The organism is Bacillus sp. NEAU-242-2, assembly GCF_027853835.1.
Taxonomy (GTDB): Bacteria; Bacillota; Bacilli; order Bacillales; family Bacillaceae; genus Bacillus; species Bacillus velezensis.
The window spans coordinates 645,558-658,277 of the sequence record NZ_JAPNNY010000002.1 but is presented as its reverse complement, the minus strand read 5'-3'; the positions used below and the strand labels follow the sequence as shown (position 1 = coordinate 658,277).

The window sequence follows — 12,720 nt, the reverse complement described above, 5'->3', positions numbered from 1 at the left end:
CGGCCTGACATAGCAGCGCCGGCCATTATCAAGGATTACTCCGTATCGCTGATCCGTTTGCCGGCGACGGCGTAATGATCCTTTCTCATTTCTTCAATCATGACAATGATCTTTTCTTCGGCTGCGCCTGTCGTTTCTTTTACGGCTTCGGTCACTTTTTCAACCAGATTCCGTTTTTGTTCATCTGTGCGGCCTTCAAGCATTTTAACGGTTACGAGCGGCATGGTGCTGATCCTCCTTTATCGTTTCCTCTCTTTGGAAGAGAGATCACTTATAGTATACTGAATGAAGGACAATCTTGCATTTTTAAAAAAAGGGGATTTTGACATTTGGACAGATTTTTATATTATCCGCTGGAGCTTATGCCCTATGTCGTGATTACGCTGATCGTGGCATTTACGATGCATGAACTGGCGCACGCGTATGTCGCGTATCGGTTCGGAGACGATACCGCGGCGAGACAGGGCAGATTAACGCTCAATCCGATTAAACATCTTGATGTTTTCGGAACGATTCTAATTTTGGTCGCGGGTTTCGGCTGGGCCCGTCCGGTGCCGGTGAACCGCCGCGCCTTTAAAAGACCGCGGCTGGCGGGAGTGCTGGTTTCCGTCGCCGGGCCCGTAAGCAACCTGCTTCTTGCCTTTATCGGTTTCTTTTTGCTAGTGTTGATGCATGCTTACGGAATGGAGCTGCTTTCTGCATTCAGCATGGGGCTTGACCGCTTTTTCTCTATTTGGATTCAGCTGAATCTCGCGCTGTGTTTATTCAACCTGCTGCCGCTTCCTCCGCTTGACGGCTACCGGATTATTGAGGATTTCGTGCCGCCGCGGGTGCGCGCCAAAATGACTCAGTTTGAGAGCTACGGGATTATCGTGTTTCTCGTGCTGTTTGTGACACCGGTCGGCTCCTATGTCGTGTGGCCGCTGTTAAGCGAGGGGAGAGACTGGATTCTTAAGGTATTTGCCATTATATTTCAACCGCTTTTGTAGGAGGGTATTTTCATGGAAGAAAAAAAGAAGAAAACAATCGGATTTAATATTATTAAAAGTGATCCGACCGACGGACATGGCGGTTTCGGCGCCGGGTCGCTGAGCCTTGATAATATTTCTCCGGTATTTGTCGATGTGGAAGAGAAGGAAGCCTTCGTTGACATCGGCGCAATGCATGCCCGCAGTGTCGTTGAAAAAGGCATCAAATTCCTGCCGAACAAAGATGAAGTGCCGAACGGAAAACCGTACTGGCTCGTGTGGGTCACCATCGACAGAAAAGAAGAAGGCCCTTATTACGCGGGTGTGACGGCTTGTGAAATGACCGTGGACAGAAGTATCCGCAGAGGCTATAAGTCATTGCCGGAGCATGTGAATTTAATGGATAAATCAATGAAGCGCCGCATTATCGTGGACAAAATGGACGCCAGCTCAAAGCAGGTGCTTGCTGAATTTCTGCAGAAGCATGACCAAGGGCTCTGGGAACGTTCATCCGATGAATTGAAAACGGGTCTGCTTCCGGGCGAAAAATAATTTGTGAACTTTTTGTGAACTTTATAAATATTTGCACTATTTCGCAATTGTACTGAGTAAACTGTTGATACAGAATCAGGACATGGAAAGTCCCGAGCCGAACCAAGACTCGGGGTTTTTCATGTTTACGCGGAGGTTTCATCATGTTCACCGTCTTTGAAATCGGGCCTTGGGTCATTGAAGCAGATACGGCGGAAACGAGAAAACAATATGAAAAATCATGGCCTGATCCCTGCGATTGCGGGTGCTGCCGGAACTTTTCCGAGGCGGTGAATCTCCTTTCCGCCGAGAAAACAAGATTGTTTACGCAGTTTGGGATTCGTCCGGCTGTCTGTCACGATTTGGGGGAGCATGGAAAGGAAAACGGCCTGCATCATTATGCGGGCAGCTATCCGATTGTCGGCAGGCTTAGGGAAGGCTGGCCAAAGTTTCATATCGAGAGGGCGGGAGATATCCGCTTTTCGTTTTCATTGGCGAGTACAACATTTTTTATACCGAAGGGTTTTCCTGACCCTATTATCCATCTCGACTTTTCACTCTTGCTCCCATGGGTGCTTGAGGAAGACGCGGAGTAAAGCCCGGCGCGCAATGCACCGGGCTCAGTCTTTTTTGCCGAGCCACTTATCCCACCACTTTTTGCGCGGAGCTTCTTTACGGGCGGGGACGTGTTCCTTTTCTTTTTTAGACGGTTCCGGTCCGTAGCACACATCCGCGGGCTCTGTGCCTGCGATGAAATACGTATAATGCTTTGCGGCGCATCCGGGTCCGGAAGTGTAGCCGGAAGCGGGATCGATATAGACGCCCGTGACGCCCTTCGGCGGTTTAAGCGCTATTTCCGGTTCTCCTTCGAGCGCCTTCTCCATAAAGTCCGCCCAAATCGTCTTCGCATAGCTTTTTTCTTCTACTGAATCAATCGTGCTGCTTTTGTCATAGCCTGTCCACACACCGGCGGCAAGAGCGGGATTAAAGCCGATCATCCAGCTGTCTGCGCTGGTCGTGCCTGATTTACCGCCATAGGTTCGGGTCAGCCGGTCAGAAATGGTGCGTCCCGTGACGGAAGTATAGCCGTTTAAATCCTGATCAAACATGCCCGTCATCATGCTCGCCGTCACAAAAGCGGCTTTTTTATCAAGCGTCTGCTGATGTCCGCGCGGCTGTTCATACAAGACGTTGCCGGCGGTATCCGTCACTTTTGTGATAAAGGAAGGGGTGATTTGTTTTCCCCCGTTTGCGAGCATCGCGTAGGCATTAACCATCTCAATCGGGCGCACGGGTTCAGTTCCGAGCGCCAGAGACGGAAGGGGCTTTAAATGTTCGCTGATGCCGAATTCCTTTGCCGCCGACACGAGCTTATTCATGCCGAGAAAGAGATGGGTCTTCACGGCATAAATGTTGTCTGATAACGCAAGCGCCTGAAGCAGCGTAATCGGTTTATTGGCGTAGTAGCCGTTGTAATTGCTTGGAGAATAGGTATCTCCGTTGTCGTCAATCTGGAACTCTGTGGCTTCGCTTTTCATCAGCGTGACCGGTGTAAAGCCGCTTTGAATCGCTTTGTAGTACAAAAGCGGCTTGATCGTGGAAGCCGGCTGCCGTTTCGCCTGTGTCGCCCGGTCAAACGGGCTTTTTTCGTAGTCACGTCCGCCGAGAAGCGCAAGCACGCGCCCTGTTGCCGGATCAATCGCGGAAAAGCCGACCTGAATGTCAGAGCCGGTACGGATCGTATGTGCCACAGTGTTTTCCGCGATCCGCTGCATGCGCTTATCAAGCGTTGTATAAACACGCAACCCGCTCGTTGCGAGCTGTTCGCGCGTCATGCCGAGCTTTTTCTCGAGTTCTTTCATCGCATCATCGTAAAAATAAGGCGCCGTTTTCGCTGCGGTTCTGTTTTTCAGCGGCTGATAGGCAAGCGGCGTTTTCTTAAGCCTTTCCGCCTTTTCTTTTGAGATCATTTTTTGTCCGGCCATCAGACGGAGAATGGTTTCCTGGCGCTGTTTGGCCTTCTTTTCGCTGACATATGGCGAATAGCCGGACGGGCCTTTCGGTATGCCGGCCAAAAGCACGGCTTCCGCATCGTTCAGATCTTTGGCGTGTTTGCCGAAATACAGGCGGGAGGCGGCTTCAATTCCGTATGCGCCGTGGCCGTAATATATCGTATTTACATAACCTTCTAAAATCTCGTTTTTAGAATAGTTCTGTTCAAGGCGGATCGTGTAAAATGCTTCGTTCCATTTTCGTTTCCATGTTTTATCATGCTCAAGGTAGAGATTTCTCGCGTATTGCTGGGTGATGGTGCTGGCGCCCTGAACCTTGGCCATTGCCTTTATGTCAGCCAGCGCGGCGGCGGCCATCCGCCGGTAATCAAAACCGTGGTGATTGTAAAAGTTTTGATCCTCCACCGCAATCGCGGCCTGCACCGCTGTCGGATTGATATCTTTTAACCGGACCCAGTAGCGCTTTTCCCCGAAATCGGTCTCACCTAGCTTTGAGCCGTCATTTGCATAAAGAATCGTAGACTGAGGAACCCGGACGGAGGGGGCGCCCTGCCATTTCGCTGCAAGAAGAACGGATGTGAAGCAGACGCCGGCCAGCATTCCGCCGATCAGTGTCAGAAAGATGCAGGCGCGGATGATTTTGAACGTGATTCTGAGCTGTTTTCCAGATACTTTATCCACTTTTGGGAACCCCCTTTTTCATGATTCTATTATTATGTGAAAAAAGGGGGTTTTTTAAACATATCAAACCGGACACTTCTTTACTTTTTCCCCTCCATCCTCTATACTTTTTCCTTAGGTGAAAATGAGATTTTAACCGGAATAAAAGCGATACAGACGCTTACAATAAATGAAATAAGCCTTGAAAGGGAGATGACAATTGAGCGAGCTTTGGTATACGGAGAAGCAGACGAAGAATTTCGGCATTACATTAAAGGTGAAACAAACATTACATACGGAACAGACGGAATTTCAGCATCTGGAAATGGTGGAGACAGAAGAATTCGGCAACATGCTGTTCTTAGACGGAATGGTCATGACTTCTGAAAAAGACGAATTCGTCTATCATGAAATGGTTGCGCACGTCCCGTTATTTACGCACCCGAATCCGGAAAACGTTCTCGTTGTCGGCGGCGGAGACGGCGGTGTCATCAGAGAGATTCTGAAGCACCCAAGCGTAAAAAAAGCAACGCTTGTCGACATTGACGGCAAGGTTATTGAATACTCTAAAAAATTCCTTCCGTCCATTGCGGGCAAGCTTGATGATCCGCGCGTCGACGTGAGAGTCGATGACGGTTTCATGCACATCGCGAAATCAGAAAATGAGTATGACGTTATTATGGTTGATTCAACAGAACCGGTCGGACCGGCCGTCAATCTGTTCTCAAAAGGCTTCTATGCCGGAATTTCCAAGGCGTTAAAAGAAGACGGCATCTTCGTCGCGCAGACGGACAACCCGTGGTTTACACCGGAACTGATTACAAACGTACAGCGTGACGTGAAAGAAATCTTCCCGATCACCCGTCTGTATACGGCTAATATCCCGACGTACCCGAGCGGCCTGTGGACATTTACGATCGGTTCTAAAAAGTACGATCCGCTTGAAGTGGAGGACAGCCGTTTCTTTGACATCGACACGAAATATTACACGAAAGAGCTTCACAAAGCGGCATTTGTTCTTCCGAAATTTGTGAGCGACTTAATCAAATAAAAACGTACGGCGCAGGAGCGAATCTTGCGCTTTTTTACAGGAAAGCGAGGGTATTATTGATGAGATTTGATGAAGCTTATTCAGGAAAAGTATTTATCGCAAGCCGCCCCGACTGGAAAGAGGCGGACGCCATCCTCTACGGCATGCCGATGGATTGGACGGTCAGCTACCGTCCGGGTTCACGGTTCGGCCCGGGGAGAATCCGCGAGGTGTCTATCGGTCTTGAAGAATACAGCCCGTACCTCGACCGTGACTTGGCTGATTTGAATTTCTTTGACGCCGGAGACATTCCGCTTCCGTTCGGCAATCCGCAAAGAAGCCTTGATATGATTGAAGAATACGTGGACGGCATCTTAGAAAAAGGCAAGTTCCCGCTCGGCATGGGAGGGGAGCACCTTGTATCATGGCCTGTCATAAAAGCCATGTATAAGAAGTTTCCGGATCTTGCCATCATTCATTTTGACGCGCACACCGACCTGCGCACGGATTATGAAGGCGAACCGCTTTCCCACTCTACTCCGATCCGCAAAGCGGCCGAGCTCATCGGGCCGCAAAACGTATTTTCATTCGGCATCCGCTCCGGAATGAAGGAAGAATTTGAATGGGCGAAAGAAAACGGCATGCACATTTCTAAGTTTGAAGTGCTTGAGCCGCTGAAAAAAGTGCTGCCGCAGCTTGCGGGACGCCCTGTTTATGTCACGATCGATATCGACGTTCTTGACCCCGCTCATGCGCCGGGAACGGGCACGGTTGACGCGGGAGGCATCACGTCTAAAGAATTGCTCGCGTCCATCCATGAAATCGCGCGCTCAGAGGTCAGCGTAAAAGGCGCCGACCTCGTAGAAGTGGCACCGGTCTATGACCACTCAGAACAAACCGCAAACACGGCAAGCAAGATGATCCGTGAAATGCTGCTTGGGTTTGTGAAATAGAAAGAATTTCCCCCGCTTGAAACATGGCGGGGGATTTTTATATTGTATATAAACTCCTTAGAAGTTAGTAAAAGCAATATATTATTTTACTATTAATAATTGATGTTATTGATAAAAATTATATAATAGGGTATTATTTAGTAAATACATCTTTAGAAAGGAAGTTGGAATGAAAACAGCAGTAGAAAATGAATTGGAATTAAAAAAGATTGAAATTTCAGTAATTAAACTGATAATTGCTGAAAAGCCTAATAAAGAGATCGCTAAGTCATTAAACTACTCGCAGCGTAATGTCGAATATATCATAGCCGGTCTTTGTAAAAAGTGGAATGTGAGTACTAGAGTCGGTATTGTTTCGGAAGCATATAAAAGGAATTGTATACAGTGAACGAAATGAAAGAAAAACCCCTATTGAGGGGGTTTATTTATATATGCTAAAAAAACATTCTATACAGGAATGCCGTAAAAATAAAAACTGAGATTGTCAGGTAGTTCAAATTTGTTCTCCATTTCAGAAGAATAAACAAAAGAAATAAATATGCAATATTGAACAAATCAAAGATAGAAAAAATCAAATGATTACTTGTGAAAAATAAACTAGTGTTTGGATGTTCTGCGAAAATATTTTTGAATGATATAAGAAAAAACTTAATTGCGACCGGGATGTTAGAAAACATAAATAGGGAATAAAAAGTTTTGATCTTAATTTGAGCGCCAAGAAAATTTATAATGAGAAATAATACGAATCCTTCAAAAATGACCCCGAACATTAAAAGAAACAGTGCGGCTATTGCAATGATGTAATCTAAATGTTTTACTTGCTCAACAACTTGTATAGGGATGTTTTTGGGAATTAAACTTTTCATAAAAGGTAAAAGGGAACTTAAATAAAAAGCTAACCCGATAATATAAAACAAAAACGAGGACAAAAAATTAATGTTTCGTTCCTTAAATGAAGATAATTCAATTTGCATAATCTTAAGAGGCTCCTTTTATAAAGATAGGTGTAATAAATGTTTCTAACATAGCTGCTATCATTAAACCGAGAAATATAATACCAATATATTTAAAAGTGAATTTCAAATTTATTTTGAGGAGTAATAAATCTAAAGTTAATTTCATTCCTACAGAGGCTGCAAGAAGCAATACCGGCACTTCAATTATTCCATGGGGTATAACAAGCAGTAAAAGGTTTAAATTGTCTTTAATGTTTCCTATCGCATTTCCTAAAATTAATCCATTAATAATTAAAACAGCAACCGTGCCAAGCGACAGCGTCAACGGGCCTAAAAAAACAAGCAGACTCGCTACTTTAATATTATTAAAGAAAATCTGAAAAAAATCCGGACGGATATTTCGATTTAGATTATTTACATTTGAAGCGGAATCTGTATAAAAATATGCTGTAAATAAAGCAATTAAAAATAAGATCAGACAGAGTATGTACAATTTGACTAAAACATCTTTTTTAAACAATGTATTTTCATCCATTCGTTAAAGGGACTGCCAGGGATATTGAATTTAATGTTTTATATTATGCTGCTGCTGTACTTGCTGCAGCCAATTGTTCTAAAACGGCCAATGGCAAGCCCGCACCAAGAGATCCTAAAACAGTAATGATAGCCAGAACTGAACCCGTTGCGGTGATAGCACTGACAATCCAACTAGGAGCGATAATTCCAGCTCTGTTTAAAATATCGATAACATCCATGCTTAAATGATTATGTTTCATACTGAAAAGAGCGAGAACAATGATTCCTGATGCTACTAATGTAAAAATCGCTTTACTATTTTGTGTTTTTAAAAGTAGATTCATTTTTTCCTCCAATTTTTTCAATATCCCCAGCAAGTTAAATAATAAAATATATTGGAATCTATTTGAATTGCGGATTTCCGAAAAAATAATAGTTAAGAGGTGAAATCCGTAAAAGTATCTGCTGGCTTATTTCGTACAAAGAAAGCCGGACCATATGTATGATCCGGCTTTCTTTGGTACTGAAACATTATACTTTTTTTCAAAAATAATATCAAAATAGTCGGCTGCCCCATAGCCTGAAATAGCAGGAGCAAATATTTGAACCAGCTTTCACCCTTGTTGCGAATACTTTTCAATAATTTATTTATAGTCTTCTTTAGGTTTTCCTTTCCATCGGTTTACTTCTGCTTTTATGAACTTGTATTCGTACATTGCTGTATAATCCTCCGGAAGTGTATTGGAATCGTTACCTTGTTTTTCGATTTTGATAAACTTGAATCCATAAATAGAGCGCGCAGCCTATTAAAAGAATCGGAAATTGCCATCCTGTATTTCCGTTTTTAAAATAATCTATTAATGACCATATCAGTAAAGCGACAGTATAAAAACTAAATGCTATTCTGGCGGCTGTACCCGATTGGTGTTTTTGCATCTCATCCATTTTCTTCATAAGAACCGCTCCCTTAATTTTTTTTGGCGTTATAGTTGAATACTTTATCTATTCCCGTATTTAAAGCGTGAGCTATCGAAAAAGCCAGACTTAAAGTCGGGTCATATTTATTATTTTCAATTGCATTGATGGTTTGCCTGGTCACATTGCAGAGCTTAGCCAGATCATTTTGTGAAATATCAGCTGCTGTTCTAAGTTTTTTTATATTGTTATCCACTAAAACCCTCCTTAACTTATTTTGTTTTTTATTTTAAATTTTCAAATTTATATATATTTATTTTAAATAATATATGTATAAGTGTCAAATACTTTTTACACATTTGAGTTCTAAGGTATGTTTTTTTTGTTTTTGTAAATTAGTTGTTTATATAAAAAACGGCTTGCAGTTTAACCTGCAAGCCTAAAAGTAATTATCATTTAAATCATTCCGCGCTGAGCAACTTCAAATTGATGTTCCGGTGCACTTGCGATGTCGGCTGAAACAAAAACAGTGCTTACTGCCAAGCAAGTAAGTGCTAATTTATACTTCAATTTCATACAACTTCACACCTCCTTGAATCTGCTGTCTTGTTTCTTCCACCTTTAAAAAATATGCAGCAGCCTTCTCGAAATTCTCTCTTTCATGATAATATTTTGCCACATCTAAGGCAAAATCTTCAAGATCAGCATACATCATTTTATCTCTGAGAAAGTCAAAACATTCCATGATTGCTTCTTCATCAGGCTCACCGACATACAAAGATTCTAAAAATTCATATTCGACTATATATAGGGAATCTTCTGCCTCCTCTGCATAAGATACCCCTTTGTCATGATATTGTCTGGCTATGGCCATATTTCCGATTTTATAATGTATTTGTGTGATTAAGAAATAGGCTTGCGGGAGAGAAGTGATGATGTTCCCATCTTCAAAAACAGCTATTGCCCGTTTTATGTAATCAATGGCTGGTTTGTAATTTCCTTGGCTGTTAAAACAAAGTCCGATATTATATAGAGTCCGGCCCATTAATTGAGGCTGCTGTTCTGCCTCTGCCATGGCATAAGCTTTTTTAAAATGCTGAATTGCTTCATCATATTGCTTTAAGTCAAGAAAGTTGGTAGCGAACAATGAATGGCACTGAAGCACCCTTATATTATATGCCTCCTGCTTATGATAAATTTTATAAGCCTGCCGGGCATAATCCATAGAAAAATAAGTCTGCTTCATATAATAGTAGGACTCTGACATCTTAAAATAAAATTCAGCTTTCTCGATACAATCTTTGACAAAATCCAGCTTATATTCAGCTTTCTTAAAAAACTGAATCGCTGAAAGATATTCACGGCATTCCAGCTCATACATCCCCCGGAAAAAATTAAAATAATAATCAAGCCGTCCGGTCAGCCGGGCCTGCTTTTTATCAATATCCGCGAGCAGATCCGATAGTCTCGGCTGTTCTTCTATCCGCTGCGATTCCAGCGGTTCGAGGTATTCGAGCATCAGATTGTGGCGGAATTCCATGAGAGAATAGTACAGATGAAGATCCTGGTCATCTTCCAGGCCTGCAAGTTCTTCTTTGATTTCTCTCCGCAAATACTCGGCGTCCGGGATGCTGAACCTTCGAATGTACATATACCATTCGTTGATTTTTTCTCCAATCGCTGAAGACGATAAAACACTCGCCACTATTCCGAATCCCTCCCTTCCACGTTATGTATATGACATATTTTATCATTTTCATTCGGAAGGATAGCGCAAAAATACCGCAAACTTTTCCCCTTTGACAAAGCCGTCCGCCGAAGGAACCGCATTTATCCCGCAGCCTAGGATTTCCGGTTTTTTCATTTTCCTTAAAAATCATGTTTATCTTCAAAACCAATCAGCAAAGATGGTAAGATAGGAGGAAGCGGTTGAACTTTTTCCCTTGAAAACTTATACTATTCAGGTTAAGCGGGATGATGAAAAGGAAGTGTCAGCATGAGACAGGAGACACCAGTAGCCATTCATGTGCAATCATTCATTCATAACGGCTCTGAAGAAGAGTCGGTTGAATTTACATCGAGTGGATTCTATTACGTGAGAAACGGCAAAACGTATCTTTCCTATCACGAAGAGCATGATTTGGGCAAGATTAAAACGGTCGTCAAGATCACAGAAAAAGAGATTCTCGTAATGAGATCGGGCGCCATCCAAATGAAACAGCGGTTCATTCCGGGGGCATCGACACTCACTCAATATAAACTGCCGTTCGGACAAATGGAGCTCCGTACGGAAACGAAAAACATTCAATCTGATGTCGGCAGTTCGGAAGGCTCCGTCAAACTGACATATAACATGACTGTAGGCGAAAACCAAGAACATGTACATAACATGACGATCCAATATAAGGAGGAAACAAAGGCATGAATATTGCGGAACAAATGAAGGACGTGCTGAAGGAAGAGATCAAAGCGGCCGTTCTGAAAGCGGGCCTGGCGGACGAAAGCCAGATTCCAAGCGTACTGTTAGAAACGCCGAAAGACAAAACACACGGTGATTATTCCACAAACATGGCGATGCAGCTGGCGAGAATCGCAAAAAAAGCGCCGCGCCAAATCGCTGAGGAGATCGTGGCGTCATTTGATAAAGGCAAAGCTTCCATTGAAAAGATGGATATTGCGGGACCCGGCTTTATCAACTTTTACATGAACAACAGCTACTTAACAAAACTGATTCCGTCCGTGCTTGAAGCGGGTGAACATTACGGAGAGACAAACATCGGACAAGGCGAAAAGATTCAGGTCGAATTCGTATCGGCCAACCCGACGGGAGATCTTCACTTAGGCCATGCGCGCGGCGCGGCGGTAGGTGACGCGCTGTGCAGCGTGCTTTCTAAAGCGGGCTATGATGTGAGCCGCGAATACTATATTAATGATGCGGGCAACCAGATTAACAACCTGGCGCTTTCCGTTGAAGTCCGTTATTTTGAAGCGCTCGGCCTCGAGAAACCGATGCCGGAAGACGGTTACCGCGGCGAGGATATTATCGCCATCGGGAAAAAACTTGCCGAAGATTTCGGTGACCGTTTCGTACATGAAGAGGAGAGCGAACGTCAGGCGTTTTTCCGTGAATACGGCTTAAAGTACGAGCTTGATAAACTTCGCTCCGACCTGGAAAATTTCCGCGTGCCGTTTGACGTATGGTATTCTGAAACGTCACTGTACGAAAACGGAAAAATTGATCAGGCGCTCGAGACGCTTCGCGAAAAGGGCCATGTATACGAAGAGGACGGCGCGACATGGTTCCGCTCCACAACGTTCGGCGACGATAAAGACCGTGTGCTGATCAAAAAAGACGGCTCATACACTTATCTGCTGCCGGATATCGCATACCATAAAGACAAACTTGACCGCGGATTCGACAAGCTCATCAATGTATGGGGCGCGGATCATCACGGGTATATTCCGCGTATGAAAGCGGCGATTGAAGCGCTCGGTTACAAGAAAGGCACATTGGAAGTTGAGATCATTCAGCTCGTTCATTTATACAAAAACGGCGAAAAAATGAAGATGAGCAAACGTACGGGGAAAGCCGTAACGATGCGCGACCTGATTGAAGAGGTCGGCCTTGACGCGGTCCGTTATTTCTTCGCGATGCGCAGCGCTGATACGCATATGGATTTTGACTTGGATCTTGCCGTATCAACATCTAATGAAAACCCTGTGTATTATGCGCAATACGCACACGCACGTATTTGCAGCATGCTTCGCCAAGGGGAGGAGCAGGGACTTAAACCGGCGGCAGATCTTGATTTCAGCCATATTCAATCAGAAAAAGAATATGACCTGCTGAAAACAATCGGCGGCTTCCCTGAAGCAGTGGCAGAAGCGGCGGAAAAACGCATTCCTCACCGTGTCACAAACTATATTTATGATCTGGCTTCCGCTCTGCACAGCTTCTACAATGCGGAGAAAGTCATCGATCCGGAAAATAAAGAGAAGAGCCGCGCGCGTCTCGCTTTAATGAAGGCGACGCAAATTACGCTGAACAATGCGCTTCAGCTGATCGGCGTATCCGCTCCGGAAAAAATGTAATGATGATCAAAGGACAAAGTCTTCGGGCTTTGTTCTTTTTTTTGCATATAAAGCGTGTGATGTAATTCACAATCCCGCACACTGAGT

General features: G+C 44.1%; 16 protein-coding genes. 8 read left to right on the top strand and 8 right to left on the bottom strand.

What is annotated here, in order from left to right; genetic code table 11:
* Positions 1 to 35: 35 nt before the first annotated feature.
* A complete protein-coding gene (locus OWN49_RS08325) occupies positions 36 to 224 on the bottom strand; it encodes a 2-hydroxymuconate tautomerase (protein ID WP_003151042.1) in 189 nt (62 codons plus the stop codon).
* A 105-nt stretch (positions 225 to 329) separates the two neighbouring features.
* Between OWN49_RS08325 and OWN49_RS08320 the strand changes: the two genes are divergently transcribed.
* The 3 genes from OWN49_RS08320 (at position 330) to OWN49_RS08310 (ending at position 2,095) form a co-directional block, all read left to right on the top strand.
* On the top strand, positions 330 to 989 hold the full coding sequence (locus tag OWN49_RS08320; protein ID WP_077722996.1) for a site-2 protease family protein: 660 nt from the start codon (positions 330 to 332) through the stop codon (positions 987 to 989).
* Positions 990 to 1,001: 12 nt separating this feature from the next.
* Positions 1,002 to 1,520: a YwhD family protein gene (locus OWN49_RS08315; protein ID WP_015387555.1), complete on the top strand. Its 519-nt coding sequence runs from the start codon at positions 1,002 to 1,004 to the stop codon at positions 1,518 to 1,520.
* A 143-nt stretch (positions 1,521 to 1,663) separates the two neighbouring features.
* Entirely contained in the window at positions 1,664 to 2,095 is a 432-nt protein-coding gene (locus OWN49_RS08310) for a hypothetical protein (RefSeq protein WP_077722995.1), read from the top strand.
* A gap of 24 nt (positions 2,096 to 2,119) precedes the next feature.
* On the opposite strand, the gene OWN49_RS08305 is transcribed toward OWN49_RS08310, so the two are convergent.
* Positions 2,120 to 4,192, bottom strand: coding sequence for a transglycosylase domain-containing protein (locus OWN49_RS08305; protein ID WP_077722994.1), 2,073 nt, complete (start codon positions 4,190 to 4,192; stop codon positions 2,120 to 2,122).
* A 199-nt stretch (positions 4,193 to 4,391) separates the two neighbouring features.
* On the opposite strand from OWN49_RS08305, the gene speE reads away from it, so the two are divergent.
* The 3 genes from speE (at position 4,392) to OWN49_RS08290 (ending at position 6,542) form a co-directional block, all read left to right on the top strand.
* Complete coding sequence (gene speE / locus OWN49_RS08300) at positions 4,392 to 5,222, top strand: spermidine synthase (protein WP_003151052.1); 831 nt, start codon at positions 4,392 to 4,394, stop codon at positions 5,220 to 5,222.
* Positions 5,223 to 5,281: 59 nt separating this feature from the next.
* The gene (gene speB, locus OWN49_RS08295; protein WP_003151054.1) at positions 5,282 to 6,154 is read left to right on the top strand and encodes an agmatinase; all 873 of its coding nucleotides are present in this window, start codon (positions 5,282 to 5,284) and stop codon (positions 6,152 to 6,154) included.
* Positions 6,155 to 6,323: 169 nt separating this feature from the next.
* Positions 6,324 to 6,542 carry a helix-turn-helix transcriptional regulator gene (locus tag OWN49_RS08290; RefSeq protein WP_003151056.1) on the top strand — a complete coding sequence of 73 codons (219 nt, stop codon included), beginning with the start codon at positions 6,324 to 6,326 and terminating at the stop codon, positions 6,540 to 6,542.
* 590 nt (positions 6,543 to 7,132) lie between these two features.
* Here OWN49_RS08290 and OWN49_RS08285 read toward each other — a convergent pair.
* The 6 genes from OWN49_RS08285 to OWN49_RS08255 form a co-directional block, all read right to left on the bottom strand.
* Positions 7,133 to 7,645 carry a stage II sporulation protein M gene (locus OWN49_RS08285; RefSeq protein WP_077722993.1) on the bottom strand — a complete coding sequence of 171 codons (513 nt, stop codon included), beginning with the start codon at positions 7,643 to 7,645 and terminating at the stop codon, positions 7,133 to 7,135.
* Between the two features lie 43 nt (positions 7,646 to 7,688).
* Positions 7,689 to 7,970, bottom strand: coding sequence for a hypothetical protein (locus tag OWN49_RS08280; RefSeq protein WP_014306021.1), 282 nt, complete (start codon positions 7,968 to 7,970; stop codon positions 7,689 to 7,691).
* Between the two features lie 406 nt (positions 7,971 to 8,376).
* On the bottom strand, positions 8,377 to 8,580 hold the full coding sequence (locus tag OWN49_RS08270) for a hypothetical protein (RefSeq protein WP_069473623.1): 204 nt from the start codon (positions 8,578 to 8,580) through the stop codon (positions 8,377 to 8,379).
* Between the two features lie 13 nt (positions 8,581 to 8,593).
* Positions 8,594 to 8,797 carry a helix-turn-helix transcriptional regulator gene (locus OWN49_RS08265; protein WP_003151064.1) on the bottom strand — a complete coding sequence of 68 codons (204 nt, stop codon included), beginning with the start codon at positions 8,795 to 8,797 and terminating at the stop codon, positions 8,594 to 8,596.
* A 200-nt stretch (positions 8,798 to 8,997) separates the two neighbouring features.
* Entirely contained in the window at positions 8,998 to 9,117 is a 120-nt protein-coding gene (locus tag OWN49_RS08260) for a PhrC/PhrF family phosphatase-inhibitory pheromone (protein ID WP_127069886.1), read from the bottom strand.
* Positions 9,101 to 10,246 (bottom strand): response regulator aspartate phosphatase, encoded by a 1,146-nt coding sequence (locus OWN49_RS08255; RefSeq protein ID WP_077722992.1) that lies wholly within the window; start codon positions 10,244 to 10,246, stop codon positions 9,101 to 9,103. Before OWN49_RS08255 ends, OWN49_RS08260 begins: the two co-directional genes overlap by 17 nt.
* Positions 10,247 to 10,537: 291 nt before the next feature.
* Here OWN49_RS08255 and OWN49_RS08250 point away from each other — a divergent pair, with 291 nt between their 5' ends.
* Both OWN49_RS08250 and argS read left to right on the top strand, forming a co-directional pair.
* Complete coding sequence (locus OWN49_RS08250; protein WP_176283589.1) at positions 10,538 to 10,966, top strand: DUF1934 domain-containing protein; 429 nt, start codon at positions 10,538 to 10,540, stop codon at positions 10,964 to 10,966.
* Positions 10,963 to 12,633 carry an arginine--tRNA ligase gene (gene argS / locus OWN49_RS08245; protein WP_025853601.1) on the top strand — a complete coding sequence of 557 codons (1,671 nt, stop codon included), beginning with the start codon at positions 10,963 to 10,965 and terminating at the stop codon, positions 12,631 to 12,633. Before OWN49_RS08250 ends, argS begins: the two co-directional genes overlap by 4 nt.
* Positions 12,634 to 12,720 lie beyond the last annotated feature (87 nt).